Source organism: Kitasatospora sp. NPDC029367 (assembly GCF_055569135.1).
This window is the reverse complement of sequence record NZ_JBVHYH010000006.1, coordinates 102,025-127,929: the sequence shown is the minus strand read 5'-3', so window position 1 is coordinate 127,929 and position 25,905 is coordinate 102,025. Positions and strand designations below refer to the sequence as shown.

The window sequence follows — 25,905 nt, the reverse complement described above, 5'->3', positions numbered from 1 at the left end:
TCCCGCCCCCCCCCCCCCCTCCCCCCCCCCCCCCCCCCCCCTCCCCCCCCCCCCCCCCCCCCCCCCCCCCCCCCCCCCCCCCCCCCGCTTCCGTACACCTTCTTCCACCCGGTGCGGCCCGTGTCCCCCACCGGGTTCCGACCGCACCCCTGCTGAGACAAGTGTCACCAGCCGTGTCCGGTCCCTTGGGAACCGGACCGGGGCGAGCTACGGTCGTAGAGGTGGGACGCGCGCACGCGCTCCCACCGGACACATGAACGAGCAGGCGGGTTGCCCACCCACCGTGTGCTCCCGATAGCATCCACCGGGACAGCAAGCCGTCCCTCTATTACCGATCCCGCGGTGGCCCCCGTCCAGCGGCCATGATCCCCCGCGACAAAGGTCTTCGATGCCCATCAGCCCGTCCCCTCACACCTCCGTCACGGACCGCGATGCCCTCGCAGCCCCGACGGCCGGTCGGCGACCCCGCGTGACCATCGCGCGCGGAGCCACCCCCTGGTTCGTCCCCACCCTCGCCACGGCCGCCGTGACCACCGCCCTCACCCGGCGCAACGGCAAGTGGGCCCTGGCCGCGGTACCGGCCTGCGCGCTCGGCGCGGGCATGCTGTGGTTCTTCCGCGACCCCGAGCGTGAGATCGGCACCGGCAGAGTCATCTCCCCCGCCGACGGCGTGGTCCAGAGCATCGACGCCTGGCCGGACGGCCGCACCCGGGTCGCGATCTTCATGAGCCCGCTCAACGTCCACGTCAACCGGGCGCCCCTGCCGGGCACGGTGACGTCGGTCGAGCACGTCGCGGGCGGCTTCGTGCCGGCCTTCAACAAGGACAGCGACCAGAACGAGCGGGTCGTCTGGCACTTCGAGACCGAGCTCGGCGACATCGAGATGGTGCAGATCGCGGGGGCCGTGGCCCGTCGCATCGTGCCGTACGTGACCGCCGGAACCAAGGTCGAGCAGGGCGACCGGATCGGCCTGATCCGGTTCGGCTCCCGGGTCGACACCTACCTGCCGGCCGGCGTCGAGGTCGGCGTCGAGGTCGGCCAGAAGACCACAGCCGGGGTGACGCGCCTTGACCGTGACTGATCCTGAAACAATCGTCGGCCTGGACGACGAGGAGACGGCCCTGCGCCGTCGCCGCTGGGCGCGCGACCGTGAGCTGCGCGCCCCGCGTTCCCCGCAGCACCTGTCCACCGCCGACTTCCTGACCCTGGGGAACGCCGTCTGCGGCTTCCTGGCGATCTACTCGATCACCACCGGGGTCCTCGTCCCGCACATCACCAACCCGGACGCCGCTCCGGACCGGCACAGCGCCGCCACCGCGGTGACACTGCTGCTGATCGGCTCGATGTGCGACCTCTTCGACGGCCTGGTGGCGCGGAAGCTCCGCTCCTCCGCCCTCGGAGCGGAACTCGACAACCTGGCCGACCTGATCAGCTTCGGCATCGCGCCGGCCTACTTCGTCGCCGTCTGGGGCATGGTCTCCCAGGGCTCCAACACCAAGCTCTCGGCGCTGATCGCGCTGACCGTGCTGCTCGCGGTGGTCCTGCGGCTGGCCCGCTTCTCGGCCGTCAAGATGCGGCCCGGGGTGTTCCAGGGCATGCCCTGCCCGATGGGCGCGATGACGGTCATCGCCATCGTGCTGCTCGACCCGCCGTTCCTGCCCGGTCTGCTCGCCATCTTCGGCGCCGCGTACCTCATGGTCAGCCGGATCGAGTACCCCAAGCCGCAGGGGCTGCTGGCCACCGCCACGCTCTGCTGGGTCGTCGTGGCGATCGGCTGCCTGGCCGCCTGGGCGACCGGGCTGCCCGGGGGCGACACCCTGATGCACATCGGCGCCTTCGCCCAGATCACGCTCGCCGCGATGGCGCCGCTGCTGGTCATCCGGCGCAAGGTCGGGCAGAAGGTCGGCGACGTCCGCGCCCGGCGGGCGGAGTCGCGGCTCGGCTGAACCGCCGCGTGACGTAGTGACGTACGGAGGGCCCGGAACCATCAGGTTCCGGGCCCTTCGCGTTGCTTCTGGGGGGTCTGCGGTCCTTGCTGGGAGGGTCACGCCCCGCCGGTGTGGACGCTGAACGCCGAGCGGCGGGCCGCCCGGGCCACGCCCGGGTCCGGGTGCACGCCGGAGACCGCCGTCAGCACCGAGGCCGCCCGGGGGTGCCCGGACTGCCGGGCCCGGGCGAACAGCCGCACCGGGTCACCCGCCGAGGCGCCCTCGACGTGCCCCACCAGCAGCTCCGTCTCACCGTGGTCCAGCACCGCCGCCGCCGTGTCCACCCACAGCCAGGCCGCGTCCTCGGCGCCCAGCACGTCCGCCGGGGCGACCCCCTCGTCGGACCGCTCGGCCAGCCAGAGCAGCGCGTACGGGCGCAGCACCGGCTCGTCCACCGCCGCCCGCACCGCCTGCTCGGCCGGACCGCCCGCCACCCTCAGCGCCTCGAAGGCCAGGCCGCGCACCAGCGCGTCGTCGCCCTGGGCCGCGTCCAGCAGCTCGGCCACCGCGCGGTCCGCCGGGCGGGCCGCCACCCAGGCGCGGAACTCCGCCCGGGCCGGGCCCGGCGAGTAGTCCGCGCAGGCGTTCAGCAGCTCGAAGGCGCTCTGCTCGATGTGCCCGGCCGCGGTCTGGGCGACGGTGCAGATCTCCTCCAGCTTCGCCCGCACCGCCCAGTGGCCCAGCGGGGACAGCTCGGCGGCGTCGTCGCGGCGCACCACGGCGCCGACCGCCGTCAGGCCGTCCAGCATCCAGTCCAGCACCGCGGCCACGTCGGAGGGCGCGGCCGGGGTGTCGATCTGCGGCGCCCGGCAGGTGCCGCGGACCGCGGACACCGCCGAGGCGGCGTGCGGCACCGGCGACAGGCCCGGATTGCCCAGCCCGGCCCCGACCCGGCGCTCGTCCAGGCCGCGGCGCAGCAGCTCCAGCAGCTCGCTCTCGGCCACCGGGCCGTCCACCAGGTGCAGGAAGGACAGCAACTGCGGGGCCTGGTCCACGGCCTGGCCGGCCAGGACGGCGAACACCCCGCGCAGCGCGGCGGGCGGCACCGGGGCGAGCAGCGTCCAGGCGTCGAACAGCCCGGACCAGCCGCGCACCACGGCCTCGTCGTCGTGCTCCCAGGCGTGCAGGCGCCAGCCGGGGCCCGCTCCGCCGTCCCGGGCCTCCACCAGGCCCACCAGCAGGGCCTGGCCCCAGGCCTTGGCCGCCGCGCCGACCGTCATGGCCAGCGCCCGGCCGGCCTCACGGGCGTCGTCCGGGAGCAGCTCGCCGCGCTTGTCGACCTCCGCCAGCTCCCCGGCCCAGCGGGCGATCCGGACGGCGTCCACCAGCATCCGACGGGCCAGCGGGGCCAGCTCGGCCGGCGCGGGGAAGCCCTCCGGCACCGGAACCCGGCCCCGGCCGGGGGCCGGGGCGGGACCACGGCGTCGGGGTACGGCGGCCCCGCCCGGCCTGCCGCCGGAGGGCCGTTGGGCCGTACCGGGGAGACGGGTCACCGTCGCACCGGTACCGATCGTCGGCGGGAGCGGGGCATCACGGTCGCGCGGGTTCCGAGACGTCACGTCGAGCAGTCTTCCCCTTGTACCGGCCTTCTGTCACATCCGGTTGCCCGTACGACCGCTCGACCGGGGGCGGCACCTCCGCAAGATCGGGCAACAGAGGCAAACCGCCTGGCCGGAAACGTGTGGCGGGGTCATGCCAGGGGGGTGGTGGGGCGTTGCCCTGGCCGGTTGGGTGGTCACGCTGCGTGTGGGGGTGGGGGCGGTGGGTGGTTCTGCGGGCGTGCGGGAGGGGCGGGGTGCGGTGGAAGCGGAGGGCTGTGATCCGGCCAGGTGGCATGTGCCGGTGGGGGGCAGTGCTGCACCGGAAGTCGGCGGGGTCGACTTCCGGTGCAGTGGGGGTGAGGGGAGGGGGAGGGGGAGGGGGGATCTGCTGAGGGGGTTCGGGAGCAAGGTTTGCCCCTGAGGGCGGGGCGGGGCTGGGGTCAGAGCAGTGGGGTCAGCCAGCGGCGGAGGAGCTCGGTGTAGTGGTCCGGTGCCGAGTTCCAGAGGGCCGCGTGCTCGGCGCCCGGGAAGCGCTGGAGGTTGACCACGTCGTGGCGGGCCGCGGCCAGGCGCTCCACCGTGCCGATCGGTGCGATCGTGTCGTCCGGGCTGTGCAGCACCAGGGTCGGGACCCGCAGGTCCGCACCCTCCGCCAAGCGGGAGAAGTCCGCCAGGTCGACGCCCGTACGGCCCTGCGCGGCCAGCGCGCCGAGCTCGGCGGAGACCCCGGTGAAGCCCGCCCGGGCGGCGTCCCGGCGGGCGGCCGCGGGCAGGTCCAGGACCGGCGAGTCCAGCACGATCCCGCTGATCGCGTGCGCCCAGGCCGACCGCGCCGCCGTCTGCAGCACCGTCGTCGCACCCACCGACCAGCCGTACAGGATCACCCGGCCCGCGCCGTGGTCCAGGGCCAGCCGCATCGCCGACTCGACGTCCCGCCACTCCGTCTCGCCGAAGTGGCTGTAGCCGTCCGGGGAGGCCGGGGCGCCCTCGTCGCCGCGGTAGGTGACCACCAGCGCCGGCAGCCCCAGACGGTGCAGGGCCGGCAGCACCGAAAGGGTCTGCCCGCGGTCCGCCTCCGGGCCGTGGACCAGGATCACCCAGGTGCCGCGCTTGCCGCCGAGCAGCCAGACCGGCAGCGGGCCCAGCTCGCCCTCGGCCACGGTGTCGGTGAAGGCCAGGCCGAGCGCCGAGGTCGGATCGCCCAGGTACACGCGCGGAGTGAAACGGACCTCCGTGCCGGGCGTCAGCGTGCCCCGGTCCGCCCGGACCAGGCGCCGGGTGACGCCCTGCGCGTCACTGTGCAGGACCTCCTCCACCACGGCATGCCCGCCGTCCGCCCACTCCACCGCCCAGCGGCCGGGCCGCAGGCTCTCCGGGCGCCGGCTGAACGTCACCCGCCCCGCCGCCAGGCTCTGCACCAGCACCGGCCCCGAACCCTGGCCGCCGGCGGTTGGGCCCGCACCCGGACGGACCATCCGCTCGGAAGCCCGACGGCCGACGACCAGGACGGCGGCCCCGGCGGCGGCTCCGGTGGCGGCCGCCACGACGGCTGCGGTTCTCCAACGCATATCGATCCCCGCTCTGTTCACGGACCTGGACGGTGTTCGAGGACCAGTCCACAAGGGGCCTGGCGGGGCGGCCACTGGGCTGGGCCGTCTGGGGGCCGGGGGCCGCTGCGCGGGGCTTTGGTTGGGGGGTGGGCTCTCGGGAGGGTGGGTTGGTCCGGGGGCGGTTCCGGGGGTGGGCGCTCCGGGGGCTGGATGATTTTCAGACCGCCGACCCTCATCGAGGGGTGCTGGGCGCCGTTGGCGGTCTGAAAATCACCCGTCACGCCCCCTTCCGCACCCACCCCCTCCACCGCCCCCTCCCGCAGCGCGTCCCTCTCGCCTGGGTCGGGTGGGGGGAGGGGGGTGGTGGGGGTGGGTGGGTGAGTGCGGGTAGGTGGGTGGGGGTGGGGGTGGGGGGTGGCGTGTGTGTGGGGGGGTTGGTGTTTGTGGGGTGGTGTGGTCAGACGGGGATGGTGGGGTGGTGGGTGCTGAGGAGGTGCCAGAAGCGGGGGGTGAGGGGTGGGGTGGGGGTGGTGGGGTGGGTGGTGGTGCCCCAGTGGGAGGGGATGTGGTGTTCCTGGTGGAGGACGGGGAGGACGGCGGCGAGGTCGGGTTCGGGGACGGGGACGAGGTGGGCGATCGGGCGGAGGTGGGGTTGCCAGCGGCCGGCCACGCATTGGCGGAGCAGGGTGTCGAGGGCCTCGCGGCGGCCGGTGGCTTCGATCAGTTCGGTGAGGCGCAGACCGAGGACCTGGGCGAGGGCGTGGGTCTGGTCGGGGTCGCCGTCCCAGTGGCCGGTCAGTTCGGCCTGGCGGTAGGTGGGGAGGGGGATGCCGACCCGTTCGGCGACGGTCTCCGGGGGGAGTTCCCGGGCGAGGCGGTGGTCGCGCAGGGTGACCGGGGGGCCGGGCATCAGGGCGGCGGCCGGGCACCAGAGGGCGCGGGCGAGGGCGATGAACTCGGTCTCGCCGGGGCGCAGCACGCCGTCCTCCCAGGCGAGGACGTGGCCGGGGAGCAGTCGGACGCCGTGTGCGGCCATGCCCTCGGCGACCTGCTCGGGGGTCAGCCCTAGGCCGGTTCGGTGGGCCCGGGCGGCCTCCGGTGAGAACGGCACCGGGGTGGGGGCGGCGGCGGGGGGCTTTCTGCGGCGCATGGCCGAACCGTAGGCGTGGCTCGCGGCGCGGCCCCAGCCGCCGAACGCACGAAGCGGGGGCGCCGGGCCCGTCGTGGGGCTGGGCGATCGCACAGGGCGGGGGCGGGCGTGTCGTGTGACCAACCCCTCCGTGACCTCGGTTGACTCCCGGTTCGGGCGCGTGATGGGATCCTGGGGCCAAACGGAGGCATGGAGAGGAAGCCGGTGCGAGTCCGGCGCGGTCCCGCCACTGTCACCGGGGAGCACGCTCGGAAAGTGCCACGGCGGCCCGTCAGGGGCCGCTGGAAGGCCCGGGGGTGCGTCGGACCCGGAAGCCAGGAGACTCTCGCCCCCGGTACGTCGATCCAGGGCGCGGACCCTGAGTGAGGACACCCACGCGATGCAGGCTGCCCCGCCCGGTTGGATTCCCAGCCTTTCGTTGTTGTGCGCCCGCTGACCCGGGCCGCCGCCTTCGGCCTGGGCGCGCTCGCGGGCTACGCCGCCGACGCCCGGTACGCCGACCCGCGCCGCGGGCACCCCGTCGCCCTGTTCGGCACGGCCGCGGGGCGGCTGGAGCGGCGGCTGTGGCGCGACGGCCGGGCGGCCGGTGCCGGGTACACCGCGGTGTGCGTGGGTGCGGTGGCGGCCGGCGCGCTCGCTCTGGACCGTACGGTCGGGCGCCGTCCGCTGGGCCGGGCCGCGTTAGCGGCGGGGGCGACCTGGACGGTGCTCGGTGGCACCTCGCTGACCCGGGAGGCCCGCACCATCGGACGCTCGCTGGCCGTCGGCGATCTGACGGCGGCCCGGGAGCGGCTGCCGCACCTGTGCGGGCGGGATCCGAGTGCGCTGGACGGGCAGCAGATCGCCCGGGCGGTGGTCGAGTCGGTGGCGGAGAACACGGCGGATGCCGTGGTGAACGCGCTGGTCTGGGGCGCTTTGGCCGGTACGCCGGGGCTGTTGGCCTTCCGTGCGGTGAACACCCTGGACGCCATGGTGGGCCATCGCTCGCCCCGCTACGCCCGCTTCGGTTGGGCCTCGGCCCGGCTGGACGACGTGGCGGGCTGGCCGGGTGCCCGGCTGACGGCCCTGCTGACGGTGGCCGCCGCGCCCGAGCCCCGGACCGCCTGGCGGGTCTGGCGCCGGGACGGTTCCGCGCACCCGAGCCCGAACGCGGGCCAGGCCGAGTCGGCCTTCGCGGGGGCGGTCGGGGTCCGGCTGGGCGGGACGTTGCAGTACGGGGAGCGGGTGGAGCACCGGCCGGTCCTGGGTGCGGAGTTGCGGCCGGTGACGGTGGACGACATCGAGCGGGCCTGCACGCTGTCCCGGCGGGTGGGCGCGCTGGCGCTGGGTACGACGGTCGCGGGGCACGTCCTGCTGCGGATGCTGATGAGGAAGAAGGGTGGGGCATGAGCGAGCGCAGCGAGTTCATCATCGGAGGGTGCGCGTTGTGCGGGGCGGGCGAATGAGCGAGCGCAGCGAGTTCATCATCGGAAGGTGCGCGTTGTGCGAAGCGCCTGCCGAGCGTAGCGAGGCGGGCGCATGAGCAACGCACTGTTGGTCGCGGGGACGACCTCGGACGCGGGCAAGAGCGTGGTGACGGCCGGGATCTGCCGTTGGCTGGCCCGGCAGGGTGTGCGGGTGGCCCCGTTCAAGGCGCAGAACATGTCGCTGAACTCCTTCGTCACCGCCGACGGCGCCGAGATCGGCCGTGCCCAGGCGATGCAGGCGCAGGCCGCCCGGGTGGAGCCGGAGGCGGCGATGAACCCGGTGCTGCTCAAGCCGGGCGCGGACGGCCGCAGCCAGGTAGTGCTGCTCGGCAGGCCGGTGGCCGAGGTGGGCGCGCTGGACTACCGGGAGCGCAAGCCCGTCCTGCTGGAACGGGCGCTGGAGTGTCTGGCCGATCTGCGCGCCCGCTACGACGTGGTGGTGTGCGAGGGCGCCGGCTCCCCCGCCGAGATCAACCTGCGGGACCGGGACATCGCCAACATGGGGCTGGCCACGGCCGCCGCGCTGCCGGTGGTGGTGGTCGGGGACATCGACCGGGGCGGGGTGTTCGCGGCGATGTACGGGACGCTGGCGCTGCTGTCGGCGGAGGACCAGCGGCACGTGGCCGGCTGGTTCGTCAACAAGTTCCGCGGCGACGCCCGGCTGCTGGCGCCCGGGCTGGAGATGCTGCACGAGCTGACCGGCCGTCCGGTGCTGGGCACGCTGCCGATGCTGCCGGGCCTGTGGCTGGACGCCGAGGACTCGCTGGACCTGTCCACCGTGGTGGACCGGGTGGACGGGCGCGGGCCGCTGGGGGCGGACGTGCTGCGGGTCGCCGTGGTGCGCTTCCCGCGGCTGTCGAACTTCACCGACCTGGACGCGCTGGCCCAGGAGCCGGGCGTGCTGGTGCGCTGGGCGACCCGGCCGGAGGAGCTGGCCGACGCCGACCTGGTGGTGCTGCCCGGCACCCGGGCGACGGTGGCGGACCTCGCCTGGCTGCGCGAGCGCGGCCTGGAGCCGGCGCTCAGGGCGCGGGCGGCGGCCGGGCGGCCGGTGCTCGGGGTGTGCGGCGGCTACCAGATGCTGGCGCACTCGATCGAGGACGAGGTGGAGTCGAAGGCGGGTCTCGTCGAGGGGCTCGGGCTGCTGCCGACCCGAGTGCGCTTCGGTGTCGAGAAGGTGCTGGCGCGGCCGGTCGGCGAGGCGTACGGGCAGCGGGTCGAGGGGTACGAGATCCACCACGGGGTGGTGGACGTCGAGGGGGGTGTGCCCTTCCTGGACGGCTGTCGGGTCGGCTCGGTCTGGGGCACCACCTGGCACGGCGCGCTGGAGAACGACGGCTTCCGCCGTGAACTCCTGCGCGAGGTCGCCGACTTGGCGGGGCGGGCGTTCGTGCCGGCACCGGACACCTCGTTCGCCGAGGCGCGCGAGGCCCGGCTGGACCGGCTGGGCGACCTGATCGAGGAGCACGCGGACACCGACGCGCTGTGGAAGCTGATCGAGGGCGGGGTGCCGGCGGCCGGATCGCTGCCGTTCCTCCTGCCCGGAGCACCTGGGAGTGACGCATGAGTGAGGTCCGCTATCCGTTCACCGCGATCGTCGGGATGGCCGACCTGCGGCTCGGGCTGCTGCTGAACGCGGTCTCCCCGGCCGTGGGCGGCGTGCTGGTGCGCGGCGAGAAGGGCACCGCGAAGTCGACCATGGTGCGCGCGCTGGCCGGGCTGCTGCCCGCCATCGCCGTCGTGGACGGCTGCCGGTTCGCCTGCGACCCGGCCGGGCCGGACCCGCAGTGCCCGGACGGGCCGCACGCCGCCGTCGGGAGTCACGAACGGCCGTCCCAGCTGGTCGAGTTGCCGGTCGGTGTGGCCGAGGACCGGATCGTCGGCTCGCTCGACCTGGAGCGCGCGCTGGCCGAGGGCGTCAAGGCGTACGAGCCCGGACTGCTCGCCAAGGCGCACCGCGGGGTGCTGTACATCGACGAGGTGAACCTGCTCCAGGACCACGTGGTGGACCTGCTGCTGGACGCCGCCGCGATGGGCCGCTCCTACGTCGAGCGCGAGGGCGTGTCGGTGCGGCACGCGGCGCGGTTCCTGCTGGTCGGCACCATGAACCCGGAGGAGGGCGAGCTGCGGCCGCAGCTGCTCGACCGCTTCGGCCTGACCGTCGAGATCGCCGCCACCCGGGAGCCGGCCGAGCGCGCCGAGGTGGTCCGGCGCCGGCTCGCCTACGACGCCGATCCGGCCGGTTTCGCGGCGCGGTTCGCGGCGGAGGAGCGGGAGCTCGCCGAACACATCACCGCGGCACGGGAGTTGCTCCCGAAGGTCGAGCTGACGGATGTGGCGCTGCGTCAGATCACTGCGGTGTGCGCCGCGTTCGAGGTGGACGGGCTGCGCGCGGACATCGTGATGGCCCGCACCGCGGTCGCGCTGGCCGCCTGGGCCGGGCGGACGGAGGTGCTGGAGGAGGACGTCCGCAAGGCCGCCCAGCTGGCCCTGCCGCACCGGCGCCGGCGCAACCCCTTCGACGCCCCCGGGCTGGACGAGGAGCAGCTGGACCGCACCCTGGAGGAGCACGCCCAGCCGGAGGAGCCGGAGCCGGAGGACGACGGGCCGGAGGGTGACGGGGACGGCCCGGACGGCGGCGGTGACGGTGGCCCGGGGGGCGGCGGTCCCGACGGTGGCGGTGCGCCCGAGCCGGCCGACGGCGGCGCTCCGGAGGCGTTCGCTCCCGAGGACGCCGAGGCGCCCGAGCCGCAGCCCGTACCGGCCCAACACCCCTCCCCCGCACGGGAGTCGGCCCCGGTCGCGGCCGGGGACCCGTACCGGACGCGGCTGTTCACCGTGCAGGGCACCGGCCACGGCGCCCAGGGCCGCCGCTCCCCCGCCGAGACCACCGGCGGGCACACCGTCCGGGCCCGCCGCCCGCAGGGCACGCTGAGCCGGCTGCACCTGACCGCGACCCTCCAGGCCGCCGCGCCGCACCAGGTGGCGCGCGGGCGGGCCGGCCGGGCGCTGGTGCTGCACAAGGACGACTTCCGCGAACAGGTGCGCCAGGGACGGGAGTCCAACCTGGTGCTGTTCGTGGTGGACGCCTCCGGGTCGATGGCCGCCCGGCAGCGGATGACCGCCGTCAAGGGCGCGGTGCTGTCGCTGCTGATGGACGCCTACCAGCGCCGGGACAAGATCGGCATGATCACCTTCCGCGGCGCGGACGCCGAACTGGCGCTGCCGCCCACTTCCTCGGTGGAGGTCGGCGCCGCCCGGCTGGAGACGCTACCCACCGGCGGGCGCACCCCGCTGGCGGCCGGCCTGCTGCGCGCCCACGAGGTGCTGCGGGTCGAGCGGCTGCGCGACCCGAACCGGCGCCCGCTGCTGGTCGTGGTGACCGACGGCCGGGCCACCGGCGGGCGGGACGCGCTCGCCCGCTCCCAGCGGGCGGCCACCCTGTTCGCCGCCCAGGGCACCGCGAGCGTGGTGCTGGACTGCGAGTCCGGGCCGGTCCGGCTGGGCCTGGCCCGCACCCTGGCCGGGCTGCTCGGCGGCAGCGCCGTCAGTCTGGACGAGCTGCGCGCGGAGGGCGTGGCCTCGCTCGTCCGCGCGAACCGTTCGACCACTTCGATCCGAAAGGCGGCCTGAGCCGACATGCCCAAGGGTGTCCCCGAGAGCGTTCCCGACGACGGTCTGACTACCCGTCAGCGCCGTACCCAGCCGATCACCGCCGTGCACACCGGCCCCGGGAAGGGCAAGTCCACGGCCGCCTTCGGCATGGCGCTGCGGGCCTGGAACCAGGGCTGGTCGGTCGGGGTGTTCCAGTTCGTGAAGTCCGCCAAGTGGAAGGTCGGCGAGGAGAACGCGCTGCGCGTGCTCGGCGCCTCCGGCGAGGGCGGCACCGTCGACTGGCACAAGATGGGCTCCGGCTGGTCCTGGATCCAGCGCTCCGCCGAGCAGGAGATGACCAGCGAGGAGGCGGCCAAGGAGGGCTGGGAGCAGGTCAAGCGCGACCTCGCCGCCGAGACCTACCGCTTCTACGTGCTGGACGAGTTCACCTACCCGATGCACTGGGGGTGGATCGACCCGGAGGAGGTCGTCTCGGTGCTCAAGGACCGCCCGGGCAGCCAGCACGTCGTCATCACCGGCCGGTACGCGCCCGAGGCGCTGACCGAAGTCGCCGACCTGGTCACCGAGATGACCAAGGTCAAGCACCCGATGGACGCCGGCCGCAAGGGCCAGCGCGGTATCGAGTGGTGACCTCTTGAGCAACGTCCCGCGCCTCGTCGTCGCCGCGCCCTCCTCGGGCGCCGGCAAGACCACCGTCGCCACCGGCCTGATCGCGGCGCTCGCCGCGCGCGGGCTGGCGGTGTCGCCGCACAAGGTCGGCCCCGACTACATCGACCCGGGCTACCACGGGCTCGCCGCCGGGCGCCCGGGCCGCAACCTGGACGCCTTCATGTGCGGGCCGGAACGGATCGCGCCGCTGTTCCTGCACGGGGCGGCCGGGGCGGACGTCGCAGTGGTCGAGGGCGTCATGGGCCTGTTCGACGGGGCTTCCGGGCGGGGGGAGCTGGCCTCCACCGCGCACGTCGCCAAGCTGCTGCGGGCCCCCGTGGTGCTGGTGGTGGACGGCTCCTCGCAGTCCCGCTCGGTGGCCGCGCTGGTGCACGGTTTCGCCTCCTGGGACCCGCAGGTGCGGCTCGCCGGGGTGATCCTCAACCGGGTCGCCTCCGACCGGCACGAGCAGCTGCTGCGCGAGGCCCTGGAGGAGGGCTCCGGCGTGCCCGTACTGGGCGCGCTGCGCCGCTCGGCGGCCGTGGCCACGCCGTCCCGGCACCTCGGGCTGATCCCGGCGGTGGAGCGCTCGGCGGAGGCGCTGAAGGCCGTCGCCGACATGGGCGAGCTGGTGGCGGCTTCGGTGGACCTGGACGCGGTGCTGGAACTCGCGCGCACGGCACCGGACTTGGATGCCGAGCCGTGGGACGCTTCGGTCGAGGTGACGCCGGTCGGCGGACGGCCGCGGATCGCGGTGGCCGGCGGTGCGGCGTTCTCGTTCTCGTACGCCGAGAACGCCGAACTGCTCGGCGCGGCGGGCGCGGAGGTTGTCCCCTTCGACCCGCTGCACGCCACCGCACTGCCGGAGGGCACCGCCGGGCTGGTCATCGGCGGCGGCTTCCCGGAGTTGTACGTACGGGAGTTGAGCGGGAACGCCGAACTGCGGCGGGCCATCGCGGAGTTTGCGGCGGCGGGCGGGCCGATCGCCGCCGAGTGTGCCGGACTGCTGTATCTGGGGCGGGAGTTGGACGGCCTGCCGATGTGCGGCGTGCTGGACACCGAGGCCCGGATGACCGAACGGCTCACCCTCGGCTACCGGGAGGCCGTCGCCCTGCACGACTCCCCGCTCGCCCCGGCCGGCACCCGGCTGCGCGGGCACGAGTTCCACCGGACGGTCTGCGAACCGGGCGCCGGCGAGCACCCCGCCTGGGGCTGGCGCCTGCCGACCGGGCCGCGCACCGAGGGCTTCGCTGCCGGGAACGTGCACGCCTCCTACCTGCACCTGCACTGGGCCGGGGCGCCCGGGCTGGCGGCGTCGTTCGCGGGGGCCGCGGCGGCGTTCAATTCGGCTGCTTCCTGAGGGCTTTCCTCCTTAGGATGCGCGCATGCATGTGATCGTCCTCAACGGCGGCTCCAGCTCCGGGAAGTCGAGCATCGCCCGGCGCCTCCAGGAGCTGCTGCCGGAGCCCTGGCTGCACCTCGGCGCGGACACCATGGTGGACGCGCTGCCGCCGTGGCTGCTCGGCGGCGAGGAGGGCATCGGCGGTCTGACCGACGGGGACGGCACGGTGGCCGTCGGGCCGGTCTTCGCCCGGTTGGACGCCGCCTGGTCGGTCGGCGTGGCGGCGATGGCCCGGGCCGGGGCTCCGGTCCTGGTGGACGAGGTGTTCCTCGGCGGGGCCGCCTCGCAGCAGCGCTGGCGCACGGCACTGGAGGGCCTGGACGTGCTCTGGGTCGGCGTGCGCTGCGACCCGGCGGTGGCCGCGGCCCGCGAGGCCGCGCGCGGCGACCGGGTCGCCGGGATGGCCGCCGCGCAGGCATCGATGGTGCACGAGGGCGTGTCGTACGACCTGGTGGTCGACACCTCGCGGACCTCGGTGGCGGACTGCGCCGACGCCGTGCTCGCCCGCGTCACGGCCGCCGGATGAGCCCGCGCGGGCGACCCGTTGCGGTTGACTGTCCGGGGACACCCCCTTCCCACGGAGGCACCCCCATGGCCAAGCAGTACGAGTACACCGCCGAGATCAACTGGACCGGCAACCGGGGCACCGGCACCAGCGACTACCGGGCCTACGCCCGCGACGTCGAGGTGTCGGCCGAGGGCCTGCCGGGCATCCCCGGCTCCGCCGACCCCGCCTTCCGCGGCGACCCGGCCCGCTGGAACCCGGAGCAACTGCTGCTGGTCTCGCTCGCCCAGTGCCATCTGCTGTCGTACCTGCACCAGTGCGCGGTGAACGGGGTCGTGGTGACCGCGTACGCGGACCGGCCGGCGGGCACCATGACCGTGACCCAGGAGGGCGTGCGCTTCACCTCGGTGGTGCTGCACCCGCAGGTCGAGGTCGCCGAGCCGGGGATGGTGGAGCGGGCGCTCTCCCTGCATGCGGCGGCGAACCGGGGCTGCTTCATCGCCAACTCGGTGAACTTCCCGGTGCGGCACGAGGCCGAGGTGACGGTCACGGTCGCGGGGTAGCGGCGGGCCGACGGGCCCCGGGGCGCGGACCCGGTCAGAGCGCCAGCGTCTGCCAGCCCCGGGTGATCTGCTCGTGCAGGGCGGCGGGGTCGGGGGCCGTCGACCGGGCCGCCGCCAGCGCCGCCAGCAGCGCCGTACCGTCCGCCGGGCGCCGGGCCGGGTCGATGGCCAGGGCGCGGGTGACGACGGCCGCGAGCTCCGGGTCGAGGGCCCGGACCGCCGCCAGCGCGGCGGGCTCGGGCCCGCTCTCCACGATCCGGCGGATCACCGCGCCTGTGTTGGTCGCCGCGAACGGGCTGACGCCGTACGCCGCGCAGACCACGCAGCATGCCCAGGCCCACACGTCGGCCGCCGGGCCGACCCGCTCGTCGCCGAACTGCTCCGGCGCCATGTACGTCAGGGTGCCCGGGCCGCCGCCGGTGGCGGTCAGCCGGGTGCCGTCCACGATCGCCGCGATGCCGAAGTCCAGCAGGCGCGGGCCGGCGGTGGTCAGCATGATGTTGGCCGGCTTGAGGTCCCGGTGCACCAGTCCGAGCCGGTGCACCCCGGACAGTGCCACGGCCAGCGCCAGGGCCAGGGCGTGCAGCGCCTCGGCGGAGCGGATCGGGCCCTGCTCGCGCAGGTGGGCGTCGAGCGGGCGGCCGTCCAGCAACTCCATGGCCAGGTACGGGCGTCCGGCGTCCACCCCGGTGTCGAGCACCCGGGCGGTGTAGGCGCCGGGGACCATCGCCAGCACCTCGGCCTCGCGCTGGAAGCGGCGCAACAGGTCGCCCTCGGCGAGGAGTTCGGGGTTGATGGTCTTGAGCGCGACCTGGGTGGCGGAGCCCTGCCGCTGGGCGAGGTAGACCGTGCCCATGCCGCCGGAGCCGATCCGGCCGAGCAGCTGGTAACCGCCGATCGTGCGGGGCTCGTGCGCGCCCAGCGGGCTGCCGACGGGCGGGGCGGACACCACCGGCGGGGCGGTCGGGGCCGGCGGGGTCGGCGGGGCGGGCGGGGTGAACTGCGGTGGGACGTACGGGCCCTGCGGCGCCTGCGGCTGGACGTACGGCGCATGCGGCGGGGCGGCCGGGGGCTGCGCGGTGGACGCGTACGGGTTCTGCCCGGCCATCGCGGCCTGGAACGCCTCGGCGGCCTGCGCCGCCTGGAACGCGCGTGCCTGCGGGTCCCCGGCCGCGGCCGCGCCGACCGGCTTGGGGTTGCGGCTCACCAGCAGGGCGACCACCTGGAAGACCAGGGCGGAGAAGAGCAGGCCGACCGGCAGCAGGAACACGCCGATCGCCGCGCGGAGCAGCGCCGGTCCGATCAGCCGGACCCGGGTCGACCCGGACGTCCAGACCTCCTCGGGCAGGCCGTTGGTCAGCAGCTTGCGCTGGGTCAGGTACCAGAGCACCAGCCAGAGCAGCAGGAGCACGACGAAGAGGGCGACGTACCAGGCCTGCGCCGAGGCCCGGGGAATGTGCCACTCGAAGGCGATGTACACGGACCTGTCGAGGTCGAACGGCCGGGAGAAGAGCTCGTAGCTGTGGAGGTCCTCGAGTCTCACCAGGAGGAGCGCCGCCACGCCGACGACCAGACCGATCGCCAGCTCGCCGAAGGTCGCGCCGAGGCCGCCCGGCGCACCCCCGGTCGCGTCCACGCCCGCGGCCGCCGACATCCTCCGGCGCGTGGCCGTCTGAGCGCGCACCAGCACCGGAAGCGTCGCCAGCCGCAGCAGCAACGCGACACCGGCCATGAGCACCAGTGCCATCTCCATCAAGTCCAGCATGTCTCCCCCTGCCTGATCGGGCAGGGGGAGTATAGGGGGACGCCCGGAACAGCGCCCCCTCGTCAACCCTCCTCACCCAGCAGAGCGGTGAGGTAGCGGTCGATCTCCCTGCGCAGCTCCTCCGGCATCGGCACGTGCCAGTGCCCGCTGCCCGCGGTCGCGTTGAACAGCACGCCGTCGCACCAGCGGACCAGCCGGCGGGCGTCGCCCTCGGGGTCGGTGGAGCCGGCTGCGGCGAGCAGGGCGGCGCCGAGCTCGGCGAAGCGGGCGCCCAACCGGTCGTAGACGACGCGTAGTTCGGGCCTGCGAGTGGCCTCCAGCGCGAGCTCCAGTCGGGCCAGGGTGAGCCTGCGACCGCTGGTGAGCGCCTGGAACAGCACCTCGGCGCCGACCTCGGCCAGCAGCGCGCGGGCCGGTGCGGCCGCCCGGGGCCGCTCGCCCTCGGCGAAGACCGGGTGGTCGGCGGTCTCCCGCTCGACGATCCGGTTGAGCACGAGTTCCAGCAGGGCGGCCCTGGTCCGGGCCAGGTTGGAGGTCGAGCCGACGGACAGGCCGGCGGCGTCGTCCACGGCACGGTGGGTGAGTCCGCGCAGGCCCGCCTCGGCGATCAGGTCGATGGCGGCGTCGGCGATCAGGGTCGGGCGCGGGGGCGTCAGGCGCGGGGGCGTCATGGGTTCGATCATGGCCTTTCCTCGGCGGCTACCCAACTCACTACAGTCGTAGTTTACGGCTCACTACACGTGTAGTACGGTGCTGAACAGTGACCACTACAGCTGTAGTGGCCAGGATCGTGGGAGAACAGGAGTCCCTCATGGGCCAGCACCGGGCGATCGTCATCGGCGGCGGCATCGGCGGCCTCACCGCCGCCCTCGCCCTGCACCGGCAGGGCATCCCCGCCACCGTCCACGAACGCGCCGCGAGCCTGGAACCCGTCGGCGCCGGACTCGCCCTCGCCCCCAACGCCCTGCGTGCCCTCGACCGGCTCGGCGTCGGGCCCCGACTACGCGCCCGCGCCACCGCCCACCCCGCCGTCGGCATCCGCCACCCCTCCGGCCGCTGGCTCGTCCGCACCACCAGCGCCGCCGTCCGGACCCGCTTCGGCGACACCGTCGCCGCCGTCGCCCGCGCCGAGGTGATCGCCGCCCTGGTCGACGCCCTGCCGGAGGGCACCGTCCGCACCGGCTCCCCCGCCACCGTCACCGACCCGGGCGACGACCGGCGGCCCGCCGTCGTCCGCACCGGCGAGGGCGACCAGGAGGCCGCGCTCGTCGTCGCCGCCGACGGCATCCACTCCGCCACCCGCGGCCTGCTCTTCCCCCACCACCCCGGCCCGCGCTACAGCGGCTTCACCACCTGGCGCGCCATCGTCACCCCCGACCGCCGACCGGCCGCCGCCGGTGAGGTCTGGGGCCCCGGCCGCCTCGCCGGTATCGCCCCGCTCGCCGAGGACCGGGTCTACGTCTACGGCGCCGCCCTCGCCCCGGCCGGCGCCCGCGCCACCGACGAACGGGCCGAACTCCAGCGGCTCTTCGGCGACTGGTGCGCCCCCGTCCCCCAGCTGTTCGCCCTCGCCGAACCCGACCGGCTGCTCCGCAACGACGTCCGGGAACTCGCCGACCCCCTGCCCGCCCACCACCACGGCCGGGTCGCCCTCCTCGGCGACGCCGCCCACGCCATGTGCCCCTTCCTCGGCCAGGGCGCCTGCCAGGCCATCGAGGACGCCCTCGTCCTCGCCTCCCCGCTCACCCCCGCCACCGACCCGGTCACCACCCTCCCCGCCTACACCGCCGCCCGGCTCCCCCGCACCACCGCCGTCGCCACCGCCTCCCGCCGCACCGGCAGCCTGGTCGCCCTCCACACCCCCGCCGCCACCCTCCTGCGCACCACCGCCCTCACCCTGGCCGGCCTCCTCCCCACCCGCACCCTCCTCGGCCGCACCACCGCGATCTACGACTGGCAGCCCCCGGCCCTCCAGGCGACGCCCTGAGGGCGGGCGCGGCCCGACAAGGAACGGCCAGATGTCGGTGGTGGTTGGGAGGATGGGCGGCATGACGAACTCCGGGCGGGCCATCGCGGATTACTGGGACGCGGCCGCGGCGGCCTTCGACGAGGAGCCGGACCACGGCCTGCGGGCGGCGGTGACGCGGGCGGCGTGGGGGCGGCGGCTGCGGGGGTGGTTGCCGGGCGGGCCGGTGGAGGTGCTCGACGTCGGGTGCGGGACGGGGTCGTTGGCCGAGCTGGTGGCGGCGGACGGGCACCGGGTGACGGGAGTGGACCTGGCGCCGCGGATGGTCGCGCGAGCCCGGGCGAAGCTGGCGGCGGCCGGACTGGCGGGGCGGTTCCTGGTGGGGGACGCGGGCGCGCCGCCGGTGCGGGCGGGCGGCTTCGACGTGGTGCTGTCGCGCCACCTGATCTGGACCCTGCCCGAGCCGGAGCGGGCGCTGCGCGCCTGGGTGCGGCTGCTGCGCCCCGGCGGGCGGCTGGTGCTGGTCGAGGGGCGCTGGCGCGAGGCGGGCGAGCAGCCGGCGCCGTACGTCGCCGGGGCGGAGCACCTGCCCTGGGGTGGCGGCGTGGGCGCGGACGAACTCGCCGCTGCGGTGCGCCCGTTGGTGGCGGAGCTGCGCGTCGAGCCGCTCAGCGGGGACGCGGAGCTGTGGGGCGGCCCGGTGGCGGACGAGCGCTACGCGCTGGTCGCTCAGCTCTGATCGCGCCTCGACTCACGGCCCGACCACCTCGCCGTGGTCGTCGCCGGGAAGTGGCCTGCTGAGCTCTGCCGTCAGCTCGGGATCCGCGAGCACCCGGGCGGTGGCGCGCCATTCGATCAGCACTCGACGCAGATCGGCGACCAACTCGCGTCGTTCGACGGCCGAAAGGTGCCTGAGCCAGAACAAGGCCGACTCACCCCGCACCCGTACCGAAGGTCCCGTTGAGTGGGTCGCGGCGGAAGCAGGCGGGGCAGCGGAGGCGGGTGTAGATCGCCACCGCGCCCATGCAGACGTCCTCGCGGCCGTCGAGCCGGGAGGCCGAGCCGGCCGGCTCGCCGCAGTCCGCGCAGCGGCGGTGGGGGCGGGCGGTGATCGAGCAGGCGCGGCAGACCAGGTGGGTGGGGTGCTCGGCGTGGACGACGACGGGCTGCGGGCCGCCGTGCAGCAGGTGGTCGCACCAGGTGCAGGACTCGTCCTCCTGCGCGGCGAGCATCCGTTCCCTGGTCTCCCGCTGCCACTTGGCCGCGTTCTGCAGCGGCACCTTCACCGGCGGCCCCCACCCGGCGGCGGCGAGCCACTGGGCGCCCTCCGCCCCGGCCGCCCGCAGCTGGTCGTCGACGGCGATGTCCCTGGGGGTCCTGTGCTTCATCGGGCGTCTCCTCCGGCGCGTCGTCCTGCTGGTCTAACGCGGCCGGGAGGTGGTGGTCACGCGAACGACCCGGCCGTCAGCCCAGGGGTTCGGTGTCGCCGTGGGCGATGAGGAGCTTGCGCAGCAGGGTGTCGAGCTGGGCGCGCTCGTCGGCGTCGAGGGCGGCGAGGAGGCTCTCCTCGTTGCGGATGTGGCCGGGGAGGGCGGCGTCGATGAGGTCCTTGCCGGCCGGGGTGAGCCGGACCAGGACGGCGCGACGGTCGGTGGGGCAGGGGTTGCGTTCGACCAGGCCCTTGGCGGAGAGCTTGTCGACCCGGTTGGTGATGGCGCCGGAGGTGACCATCGCGGACTTGAGCAGGGCGCGGGCGTTCAGCTCGTAGGGCTCGCCGGAGCGGCGGAGGGTGGCGAGGACGTCGAACTCGGAGGGGTCCAGCCCGCAGGTGAGGAAGTACTCGCGCAGGGCGTTGTCGACCCGGACGTTGAGCCGCCGCAGCCGGCCGATCAGGGCCATGGCCTCCAGCGGCAGGTCGGGGCGGTTCCTGGCCCACTGGTCGGCGATGTCGTCGACGGTGTCGCGCTGCTGCATGCTCGGTCATCTCCCTCGGACGGCCAGGTGTTGCCGGTCCAGATATCTTAACATTCACATACTTGACGTTCGCCGATCCCAGGCGTAGAAATATCTCAACGTTCAGATAGTCAACGTTGAGGGGATTGGGAACCGCCATGGACCGCAAGCGCGCAGGGATCGCCGTCACCGCCGCACTCGCCCCGGCCGCCTGGGGCACCACCTACCTGGTCACCACCCAGCTGCTGCCCGAGGGCCGCCCGCTGCTGCTCGCCGCGCTGCGGGCGCTGCCCGCCGGGCTGCTCCTGCTGCTGATCGGCCGCAAGCTGCCCAAGGGGCGCTGGTGGGGGCGTGCGGCAGTGCTCGGGATGCTCAACATCGGGCTGTTCTTCCCACTCACCTTCGTCGGTGCCTACCGCCTGCCCGGCGGTGTGGCGGCCACCATCGGGGCGATCCAGCCGCTGCTGGTCGCCGGGCTCTCGGTCGGGGTGCTCCGGGTCCGGCCCGGGCGGCGGGCGCTGCTCGCCGGACTGGTCGGGGTCGCCGGGGTGGCGCTGCTGGTGCTCAAGAGCGGCGCGAAGCTGGACGGCATCGGCATCGCCGCGATGGTCACCGCGATCGGCCTGATGGCCACGGGCACCGTGCTGACCCGCCGCTGGGGCCGCCCCGAGGGCGCCACCATGATCGACCTCACCGCCTGGCAGCTGCTGGCCGGCTCGGTCTTCCTGGTCCCGCTGGCGGCGCTGGTCGAGGGCGCACCGCCGGCGCTGAGCGCCGCCAACCTCGCGGGCTTCGCCTACCTCGGCCTGCTCAGCACCGCGCTCGGCTACGTGCTGTGGTTCCGCGGCATCGAGCGGCTCGGCGCCGGTCCGGTGTCCTTCCTGGGGCTGGTCAACCCGGTGGTGGCCACCGTCGGCGGCCTGGTGGTGCTCGGCCAGACGCTCACCCCCTGGCAGGTGCTGGGGCTGGTGCTGGCGCTCGGCGCGATGCTGATCGGCCAGGCCCCGGCCCGGCGGACCACCCCGGCGGCACCCACCCCGGTGCCCGCTCCGGCGACCTCGGTCCCGGCGCCCGTTTCGACCCTCACCTCGGCCCCCGCACCCGAGCGCCGGGCGCCGGCGGTCGCCCGCTGACGGCCCAGCGCCTCCGCTCCCGTCCCCACCCCGTCGGCCAGTGGCCGGCGGGGCGCGGACGTGTCCGGGCTCAGCCGGTGGCGCGGATGTAGATGTCGGCGGCGCCGGGCAGCCCGCCCCGGACGGCCGCCACGTAGATCCGGCGGGCCGAGGGGGCGCGGGTGGGGACGGCGGACGGGCTGGTGGTGGGCGTCCAGGTCGGCGTGGGGCCCGGGTCAGGAGTGCCGTCCTCGGGGACGTGCGCGGCGCCGCCGGAGCCGTCGTCCGCCCCGTCGTCCGTACCGGCGTCCGGTGCGGCGCCCCCGGAGCCGTCCGGGTCGGGGTCGGCCGAGGCGGGATCCGCCGGAACGGCCATCGGCGCGACACCGGCCCCCGGATCCACCACGGCAGCGGAGGCGGACGCGGACGCGGCCCCCGAGGGCGAGGGCGCTCCCGACTCCCCCACCGACCCTGCCAACCCCGTCGTCGACCCCGTCGTCGACCCCACCGCCCCCGCCGGCAGCTCCGGCAGCTCCGGGGCCTCGGAAGGCTCGTCGCCCCCGAGGGCGGCCGCGAGGTCCGGCGGCAGCGGGGCGGCCGGCCCGGGCTCCGGGAGGTCGTAGGTGTGCAGGAAGTCGCCGAGGCCGGGGTCCTTGCCGCCGCCGAGCCGGTAGTGGAGGTAGGCGACCGGCGCCCCGTCCGAGGTGCGGGTGTAGACGGCCCCGACCGGGACGTAGTAGCGGCCCGCGCCGGGGTGCTGGGAGGGGTGGAGGCCCGCCAGCCGCTCGGCGCGGTCCCGGTCGGTCTCCCGCCCGACCCGGCCGACGGTGAGCGCGTTGACGCCGCGCACGATCAGGGCGGCGCCGGCGGACACGCACAGCACGAGTCCGACGGCGACGGTGCGCCGCAGGACCGGTCGGCCGTGCAGGGCCGGCCAGGAGTCGGTGACCACGCGCTCGGGTGGGATGCCGTCCACGGTTCGCTCGTTCCCCCGCTTCGATCAGGACGTCCGGCCGGCACCTCGGGCCGGGACGTCGCACTCTGCTCGACGTGGGACGTTAGCGGAGAGTTCCTCAGCCCAGGTAGGCGGGGGCGACGGCGGCCTTGGTGACCAGCCGCGGGGCGCCGGAGCCGTCGGCCGGGACGGTCCACAGGTCGGCGCCGTAGTCCCCGGGCAGGGCGTACAGCAGCGTCCCGGTGTCGGACCAGAGCGCCTGGTCGTCGATGTTGCGCTGCTCGGCGGTGGCGGTCTCGCTGCCGGTCGCGAGGTCGAGGACGTACAGCCGCCAGGGGGCGTCGGACGACAGACCGGGGACGCGCTTCTTGTACGCGATGCGGGTGCCGTCCGGGGAGAGCGAGGGGCACTCGACGTTGTCGTGCAGGGTGGTGAGGGTGCGGGCGGCGAGGTCGCCGCGGACGAGGTGGGTCTGCCCGGAGGTGGCGAGGGTGGCGTAGAAGGTGTTGTCGTCGGCGAAGGTGACGCCCCAGATGTTGACGTCGTGCGCCTGGTACGGGTGGCCGTCCTTGACGACGGCGAAGTCCTCCAGGTTCTCCCGCAGGTTCCAGTCCCGCACGTCGACGATCGAGGTGCGGGTGGAGAAGTTCGTGCCCGCGTAGGAGTCGCCGCTGACGAAGACCGTCCAGGCGGCGAGGTGCCCGGACGGCGAGACCCTGGAGCGGGTGGGGATGCCGGCGGCGGGGAAGGAGCGCCGTTCGTGCAGGTGGTCGTCCAGGACGACGGCGCGGTAGGTGTCGTCGAGCGCGCCGTGCTGGGCCTGGAGGCAGATGCCGGTGCCCGCGGCGGCGTGGAAGCGCAGGCACTGGGTGCCGGAGGCGGTGCGCGGGCCGTCGGGGTGGTCGGCGGGGACACTGGTGATCTCGTCCCGGTGCGGCCCCCAGGCCATGCTGCGGAACAGCAACTGGCGCCCGCTGGAGGGTACTTGGAGCGAGACCGGGCCGGGTTCGACGGCCGGCCCGCCGGCCTGGGCTCGGTCGCGCTCGGCGCCGCGGTCGGCCGCGTAGAGGACGGCGCCGGTGCCGACCGCACCGAGCACCAGGACGGCGAGCAGCAGCACGATCACCCGGCTGCGGTTGTTCTGCAGGTTCACGGGCTCTCCACTACGGGGTTCAGGGCTCTCCTCCACGGGATTCACGGGCTCCCCTCCGGGTTCACGGGCTCTCCTCCACGGGGTTCACGGGCCTTCCTCCACGGCGACGGGTTCCGAGCGGCGCAGCACCGCCGCGGCCCCGGCCACGCACAGCGCCAGGGCGCCCGCGGACCAGGCGAGTGCGGTCGGGCCGCCCACCGCGCTCCACAGCGCGCCGAACAGCAGCGAGCAGGCGAACCGGGCCAGCGCCTGCCCGGTGCCGACCAGGGCGAGCCCGGCGCCGCGCTGTTCGGCGGGGACGGCGTCGGCAGCGGCGGCGGCGAGCACGCCGTCGGTGGCCGCGTAGAAGCAGCCGTGCAGCAGCAGCACGCAGAGCACGGCGGGCAGCCCGCGCAGCGGCGAGAGCAGCAGCCCGTACCCGAGCAGCAGCACCCCGTGGCCGAGCAGGAAGAGGCGGCGGCGCCCGATCCGGTCGGCGAGCGCGCCGAGCGGGACGGCGAGCAGCAGGAAGGCGGCCGCGGTGCCGAGCGGCAGCAGCGGGAACAGGTTGACGGACAGGCCGAGTCGGCGCTGGATCAGCAGGTACAGGAAGGAGTCGCTGACCGTGGTGAGCCCGAGCAGGACGGCGCACAGGGTGAGCCGGCGCAGTCCGGGCAGGCGCAGCAGGGTGAGGCTGCTGCGCAGCGAGGGGGTGGCGGTGGACGGCGCCTCGCCGCTCTGCCGGTTCGGTACGAACAGCAGCAGGATCAGCACGCCGAACGCGGCGACGCAGGCGCTGACCGTGAACACCGCGTCGTAGCCGTGCCGTTCGCCGCCGTCGGCGAGCATCGGGCCGCCGGCCAGCCGCAGCACCAGGAAGGCGGTGAGCGGGCCGAGCAGGGCGCCCGCGGTGTCCATCGCCCGGTGCACGCCGAACGCCCGGCCGCGGTGGGCGGGTTCGGTGGCCAGCGAGATCATCGCGTCCCGGGGGGCGGTGCGCAGGCCCTTGCCGGTGCGGTCGACGGCGATGACGGCGCCGATCAGCGGCACGGTGTGGACGAACAGCAGCAGTGGCCGGCACAGCGCGGAGAGCCCGTAGCCGACGGCCGCGACGGCCTTGTGCCGGGCGGCCCCGTCGCGGCCGCGGCGGTCGGCGAGGTGGCCGCCGACCAGCCGGACCAGGGCGCTGAATCCGTTCTGGATGCCGTCGAGCAGGCCGAAGCCGAGCGGGGAGAGGCCGAGTCCGGTGAGCAGGTAGAGCGGCAGCACGGCGTTGACCATCTCCGAGGAGACGTCGGTGACCATGCTGACCGCGCCGAGGGCGAGGACCGCCCCCGGCACCGAGCGCAGGGCGGCGCCCCGCCGCACCTGGCCGGTGGCCGGTGCGACGGGGGCCTTCGAGCTGCGGGAGTCCGCGACGTACACCGGCGTCAGTTCCAGATGCCGGTGATGTCGGAGGCCCCGGCGGAGTTGCCGGCGTGGGCGTTGACGCCGGCCAGGTCCTCCAGGGTGTGCAGCACGTCGTAGTGGTTGTACCGGGTGGCGGTGGAGCTGCCGGGGGCGACGTGGGCGCCGTAGACGATGGTCGGGATGCGGTTGCCGGCGAGCCGGTTGTCCTCGTCGAAGGTCACCACCAGCAGGCTGTTGTTGCTCTTGGCCCACTGGGCGTAGGCGTCGAGGTTGTCCTGCAGCCAGGTGTCACCGGTGCCGACCGAACAGTCGTGCATGTCGTCGCAGAGGTCCGGGACGACGAAGGAGACCTTCGGCAGGGTGGTGAAGTCGGTCGGGAAGGCGTCCATGCCGTAGGCGCTGGAGGTGGGCACGTTGCCGAAGCCGAACCACGGGTTGTGCTTCTGGGCGTAGTTGTCGACCCGGCAGTCGGTGGCGCCGACCGCGGGCAGGCCCTCGTTGTAGCTGGCCCAGGTCTGGTTGGCGGCGAGCAGCTCGGAGGCGAGGTTGGGCTCCTGGAGCGCGCCGACGTCCACGCAGCTGTCGTCCGTGACGCCCTGGGCGCTGCCGGAGAACAGCATGTAGTAGTTGGGCTGGCTGGGGTGGGTGAGCGCGTAGGACTGGGTCAGCTTCGCGCCGCCGGCCACCAGGGTGTGGTTGACGTACGGCGCGCTGGAGCTGCCGATCACCTGGGAGTAGGCGTGGTTCTCCATCACCACGACGACGACGTGGTCGGGCGAGGGCAGGGCGGCGGCGGTGTCGGCGGCCGCGCTGCCGCCCGCGGCCCACAGGCCGAGCGAGCCGGCGACCAGGCCGAGGCCGGTGGCGAGGGCGGTGATCGGGCGGAGCCTGCGGCGACGGGCGGGGCGCGGGCCGGCGGTGGGGGTGCCGGCCGTGGGGCCGGCGGTGGGGGCGGGGGTGCCGGGGGTGCGGAGTCGTGCGAAGGCCATGGGGTCCTCCGGGGTCGGGGCTTCCGGGGCGGGAGCGCCGAGAACAGTAGGATCGCGGCGTGTCGTGTACCGCACAAGAGAAATGAAGAACAGGCGAACAGCTGCGAGGCAGTCCCGGTACGGAGCAACCGGACGCCGGACCACACCGTGCAGGGCAGGTCCGACCGCACCGCCCCGGCACCACGGCGGAGGTCA

24 protein-coding genes and 1 riboswitch are annotated in these 25,905 nt (G+C 75.1%); of the genes, 12 read left to right on the top strand and 12 right to left on the bottom strand.

What is annotated here, in order from left to right; translation table 11 throughout:
- Window positions 1-388: 388 nt before the first annotated feature.
- Window positions 389-1,081 carry a phosphatidylserine decarboxylase gene (locus tag ACZ4W5_RS06155; protein WP_402490702.1) on the top strand — a complete coding sequence of 231 codons (693 nt, stop codon included), beginning with the start codon at window positions 389-391 and terminating at the stop codon, window positions 1,079-1,081.
- Window positions 1,068-1,946, top strand: a complete 879-nt coding sequence (locus ACZ4W5_RS06150) for a CDP-alcohol phosphatidyltransferase family protein (RefSeq protein WP_402490705.1) — start codon at window positions 1,068-1,070, stop codon at window positions 1,944-1,946. The genes ACZ4W5_RS06155 and ACZ4W5_RS06150 overlap by 14 nt, the downstream gene beginning before the upstream one ends.
- 98 nt (window positions 1,947-2,044) lie before the next feature.
- Here ACZ4W5_RS06150 and ACZ4W5_RS06145 read toward each other — a convergent pair whose 3' ends face one another.
- The 3 genes from ACZ4W5_RS06145 to ACZ4W5_RS06135 all read right to left on the bottom strand — a co-directional run bounded on the left by ACZ4W5_RS06145 (window position 2,045) and on the right by ACZ4W5_RS06135 (window position 6,229).
- Entirely contained in the window at window positions 2,045-3,370 is a 1,326-nt protein-coding gene (locus ACZ4W5_RS06145; RefSeq protein WP_360241058.1) for a hypothetical protein, read from the bottom strand.
- A gap of 599 nt (window positions 3,371-3,969) precedes the next feature.
- The gene (locus ACZ4W5_RS06140) at window positions 3,970-5,097 is read right to left on the bottom strand and encodes an alpha/beta hydrolase family protein (RefSeq protein ID WP_465653226.1); all 1,128 of its coding nucleotides are present in this window, start codon (window positions 5,095-5,097) and stop codon (window positions 3,970-3,972) included.
- A gap of 439 nt (window positions 5,098-5,536) precedes the next feature.
- Window positions 5,537-6,229: a helix-turn-helix domain-containing protein gene (locus ACZ4W5_RS06135; protein ID WP_465653224.1), complete on the bottom strand. Its 693-nt coding sequence runs from the start codon at window positions 6,227-6,229 to the stop codon at window positions 5,537-5,539.
- Window positions 6,230-6,424: 195 nt separating this feature from the next.
- A riboswitch (cobalamin riboswitch) is annotated at window positions 6,425-6,553 on the top strand.
- 99 nt (window positions 6,554-6,652) lie between these two features.
- On the opposite strand from ACZ4W5_RS06135, the gene ACZ4W5_RS06130 reads away from it, so the two are divergent.
- The 7 genes from ACZ4W5_RS06130 (at window position 6,653) to ACZ4W5_RS06100 (ending at window position 14,428) form a co-directional block, all read left to right on the top strand.
- A complete protein-coding gene (locus ACZ4W5_RS06130; protein WP_465653222.1) occupies window positions 6,653-7,618 on the top strand; it encodes a cobalamin biosynthesis protein in 966 nt (321 codons plus the stop codon).
- 129 nt (window positions 7,619-7,747) lie between these two features.
- Window positions 7,748-9,262 carry a cobyric acid synthase gene (locus tag ACZ4W5_RS06125; RefSeq protein WP_465653220.1) on the top strand — a complete coding sequence of 505 codons (1,515 nt, stop codon included), beginning with the start codon at window positions 7,748-7,750 and terminating at the stop codon, window positions 9,260-9,262.
- Window positions 9,259-11,328, top strand: coding sequence for a putative cobaltochelatase (locus ACZ4W5_RS06120; RefSeq protein WP_465653218.1), 2,070 nt, complete (start codon window positions 9,259-9,261; stop codon window positions 11,326-11,328). Before ACZ4W5_RS06125 ends, ACZ4W5_RS06120 begins: the two co-directional genes overlap by 4 nt.
- A gap of 6 nt (window positions 11,329-11,334) precedes the next feature.
- Complete coding sequence (cobO, locus tag ACZ4W5_RS06115) at window positions 11,335-11,940, top strand: cob(I)yrinic acid a,c-diamide adenosyltransferase (protein ID WP_465653216.1); 606 nt, start codon at window positions 11,335-11,337, stop codon at window positions 11,938-11,940.
- Window positions 11,941-11,944: 4 nt separating this feature from the next.
- Window positions 11,945-13,318 carry a cobyrinate a,c-diamide synthase gene (locus ACZ4W5_RS06110; protein WP_465653214.1) on the top strand — a complete coding sequence of 458 codons (1,374 nt, stop codon included), beginning with the start codon at window positions 11,945-11,947 and terminating at the stop codon, window positions 13,316-13,318.
- A 25-nt stretch (window positions 13,319-13,343) separates the two neighbouring features.
- Complete coding sequence (gene cpt / locus ACZ4W5_RS06105; RefSeq protein ID WP_465653212.1) at window positions 13,344-13,886, top strand: chloramphenicol phosphotransferase CPT; 543 nt, start codon at window positions 13,344-13,346, stop codon at window positions 13,884-13,886.
- Window positions 13,887-13,951: 65 nt separating this feature from the next.
- Window positions 13,952-14,428 (top strand): OsmC family protein, encoded by a 477-nt coding sequence (locus ACZ4W5_RS06100; protein ID WP_465653210.1) that lies wholly within the window; start codon window positions 13,952-13,954, stop codon window positions 14,426-14,428.
- Window positions 14,429-14,462: 34 nt separating this feature from the next.
- Here the strand turns inward: ACZ4W5_RS06100 and ACZ4W5_RS06095 are convergent, their stop codons facing one another.
- Together ACZ4W5_RS06095 and ACZ4W5_RS06090 are read right to left on the bottom strand one after the other, a co-directional pair.
- The gene (locus ACZ4W5_RS06095; RefSeq protein ID WP_465653208.1) at window positions 14,463-16,193 is read right to left on the bottom strand and encodes a serine/threonine-protein kinase; all 1,731 of its coding nucleotides are present in this window, start codon (window positions 16,191-16,193) and stop codon (window positions 14,463-14,465) included.
- 62 nt (window positions 16,194-16,255) lie between these two features.
- Window positions 16,256-16,876: a TetR/AcrR family transcriptional regulator gene (locus tag ACZ4W5_RS06090; protein WP_465653206.1), complete on the bottom strand. Its 621-nt coding sequence runs from the start codon at window positions 16,874-16,876 to the stop codon at window positions 16,256-16,258.
- A gap of 128 nt (window positions 16,877-17,004) precedes the next feature.
- On the opposite strand from ACZ4W5_RS06090, the gene ACZ4W5_RS06085 reads away from it, so the two are divergent.
- Complete coding sequence (locus ACZ4W5_RS06085) at window positions 17,005-18,180, top strand: FAD-dependent monooxygenase (RefSeq protein WP_465653204.1); 1,176 nt, start codon at window positions 17,005-17,007, stop codon at window positions 18,178-18,180.
- 61 nt (window positions 18,181-18,241) lie between these two features.
- Window positions 18,242-18,898, top strand: a complete 657-nt coding sequence (locus tag ACZ4W5_RS06080; RefSeq protein WP_465653202.1) for a class I SAM-dependent methyltransferase — start codon at window positions 18,242-18,244, stop codon at window positions 18,896-18,898.
- A 12-nt stretch (window positions 18,899-18,910) separates the two neighbouring features.
- On the opposite strand, the gene ACZ4W5_RS06075 is transcribed toward ACZ4W5_RS06080, so the two are convergent.
- The 3 genes from ACZ4W5_RS06075 to ACZ4W5_RS06065 all read right to left on the bottom strand — a co-directional run bounded on the left by ACZ4W5_RS06075 (window position 18,911) and on the right by ACZ4W5_RS06065 (window position 20,133).
- On the bottom strand, window positions 18,911-19,084 hold the full coding sequence (locus ACZ4W5_RS06075) for a hypothetical protein (protein WP_360236355.1): 174 nt from the start codon (window positions 19,082-19,084) through the stop codon (window positions 18,911-18,913).
- 7 nt (window positions 19,085-19,091) lie between these two features.
- Window positions 19,092-19,547 (bottom strand): hypothetical protein, encoded by a 456-nt coding sequence (locus ACZ4W5_RS06070; RefSeq protein WP_465653199.1) that lies wholly within the window; start codon window positions 19,545-19,547, stop codon window positions 19,092-19,094.
- Window positions 19,548-19,623: 76 nt separating this feature from the next.
- A complete protein-coding gene (locus ACZ4W5_RS06065) occupies window positions 19,624-20,133 on the bottom strand; it encodes a MarR family winged helix-turn-helix transcriptional regulator (RefSeq protein ID WP_402484692.1) in 510 nt (169 codons plus the stop codon).
- Between the two features lie 137 nt (window positions 20,134-20,270).
- Between ACZ4W5_RS06065 and ACZ4W5_RS06060 the strand changes: the two genes are divergently transcribed.
- Entirely contained in the window at window positions 20,271-21,245 is a 975-nt protein-coding gene (locus tag ACZ4W5_RS06060; RefSeq protein WP_465653197.1) for an EamA family transporter, read from the top strand.
- A 70-nt stretch (window positions 21,246-21,315) separates the two neighbouring features.
- Here the strand turns inward: ACZ4W5_RS06060 and ACZ4W5_RS06055 are convergent, their stop codons facing one another.
- The 4 genes from ACZ4W5_RS06055 to ACZ4W5_RS06040 all read right to left on the bottom strand — a co-directional run bounded on the left by ACZ4W5_RS06055 (window position 21,316) and on the right by ACZ4W5_RS06040 (window position 25,710).
- On the bottom strand, window positions 21,316-22,200 hold the full coding sequence (locus ACZ4W5_RS06055; protein ID WP_465653195.1) for a hypothetical protein: 885 nt from the start codon (window positions 22,198-22,200) through the stop codon (window positions 21,316-21,318).
- 97 nt (window positions 22,201-22,297) lie between these two features.
- On the bottom strand, window positions 22,298-23,332 hold the full coding sequence (locus ACZ4W5_RS06050) for a TolB family protein (RefSeq protein WP_465653193.1): 1,035 nt from the start codon (window positions 23,330-23,332) through the stop codon (window positions 22,298-22,300).
- Between the two features lie 84 nt (window positions 23,333-23,416).
- Window positions 23,417-24,736 (bottom strand): MFS transporter, encoded by a 1,320-nt coding sequence (locus ACZ4W5_RS06045; protein ID WP_465653191.1) that lies wholly within the window; start codon window positions 24,734-24,736, stop codon window positions 23,417-23,419.
- A 5-nt stretch (window positions 24,737-24,741) separates the two neighbouring features.
- Complete coding sequence (locus ACZ4W5_RS06040) at window positions 24,742-25,710, bottom strand: alkaline phosphatase family protein (RefSeq protein ID WP_465653189.1); 969 nt, start codon at window positions 25,708-25,710, stop codon at window positions 24,742-24,744.
- Window positions 25,711-25,905 lie beyond the last annotated feature (195 nt).

Bases quoted from the DNA above. Each gene is read 5' to 3' on its own strand.
- ACZ4W5_RS06080 (WP_465653202.1), top strand. From the start codon at position 18,242: ATGACGAACTCCGGGCGGGCCATCGCGGATTACTGGGACGCGGCCGCG.
- ACZ4W5_RS06090 (WP_465653206.1), bottom strand. From the start codon at position 16,876: ATGATCGAACCCATGACGCCCCCGCGCCTGACGCCCCCGCGCCCGACC.
- ACZ4W5_RS06120 (WP_465653218.1), top strand. From the start codon at position 9,259: ATGAGTGAGGTCCGCTATCCGTTCACCGCGATCGTCGGGATGGCCGAC.
- ACZ4W5_RS06060 (WP_465653197.1), top strand. From the start codon at position 20,271: ATGGACCGCAAGCGCGCAGGGATCGCCGTCACCGCCGCACTCGCCCCG.
- ACZ4W5_RS06125 (WP_465653220.1), top strand. From the start codon at position 7,748: ATGAGCAACGCACTGTTGGTCGCGGGGACGACCTCGGACGCGGGCAAG.
- ACZ4W5_RS06095 (WP_465653208.1), bottom strand. From the start codon at position 16,193: ATGCTGGACTTGATGGAGATGGCACTGGTGCTCATGGCCGGTGTCGCG.
- cobO (WP_465653216.1), top strand. From the start codon at position 11,335: ATGCCCAAGGGTGTCCCCGAGAGCGTTCCCGACGACGGTCTGACTACC.
- ACZ4W5_RS06140 (WP_465653226.1), bottom strand. From the start codon at position 5,097: ATGCGTTGGAGAACCGCAGCCGTCGTGGCGGCCGCCACCGGAGCCGCC.
- cpt (WP_465653212.1), top strand. From the start codon at position 13,344: ATGCATGTGATCGTCCTCAACGGCGGCTCCAGCTCCGGGAAGTCGAGC.
- ACZ4W5_RS06085 (WP_465653204.1), top strand. From the start codon at position 17,005: ATGGGCCAGCACCGGGCGATCGTCATCGGCGGCGGCATCGGCGGCCTC.
- ACZ4W5_RS06100 (WP_465653210.1), top strand. From the start codon at position 13,952: ATGGCCAAGCAGTACGAGTACACCGCCGAGATCAACTGGACCGGCAAC.
- ACZ4W5_RS06040 (WP_465653189.1), bottom strand. From the start codon at position 25,710: ATGGCCTTCGCACGACTCCGCACCCCCGGCACCCCCGCCCCCACCGCC.
- ACZ4W5_RS06070 (WP_465653199.1), bottom strand. From the start codon at position 19,547: ATGAAGCACAGGACCCCCAGGGACATCGCCGTCGACGACCAGCTGCGG.
- ACZ4W5_RS06135 (WP_465653224.1), bottom strand. From the start codon at position 6,229: ATGCGCCGCAGAAAGCCCCCCGCCGCCGCCCCCACCCCGGTGCCGTTC.
- ACZ4W5_RS06065 (WP_402484692.1), bottom strand. From the start codon at position 20,133: ATGCAGCAGCGCGACACCGTCGACGACATCGCCGACCAGTGGGCCAGG.
- ACZ4W5_RS06155 (WP_402490702.1), top strand. From the start codon at position 389: ATGCCCATCAGCCCGTCCCCTCACACCTCCGTCACGGACCGCGATGCC.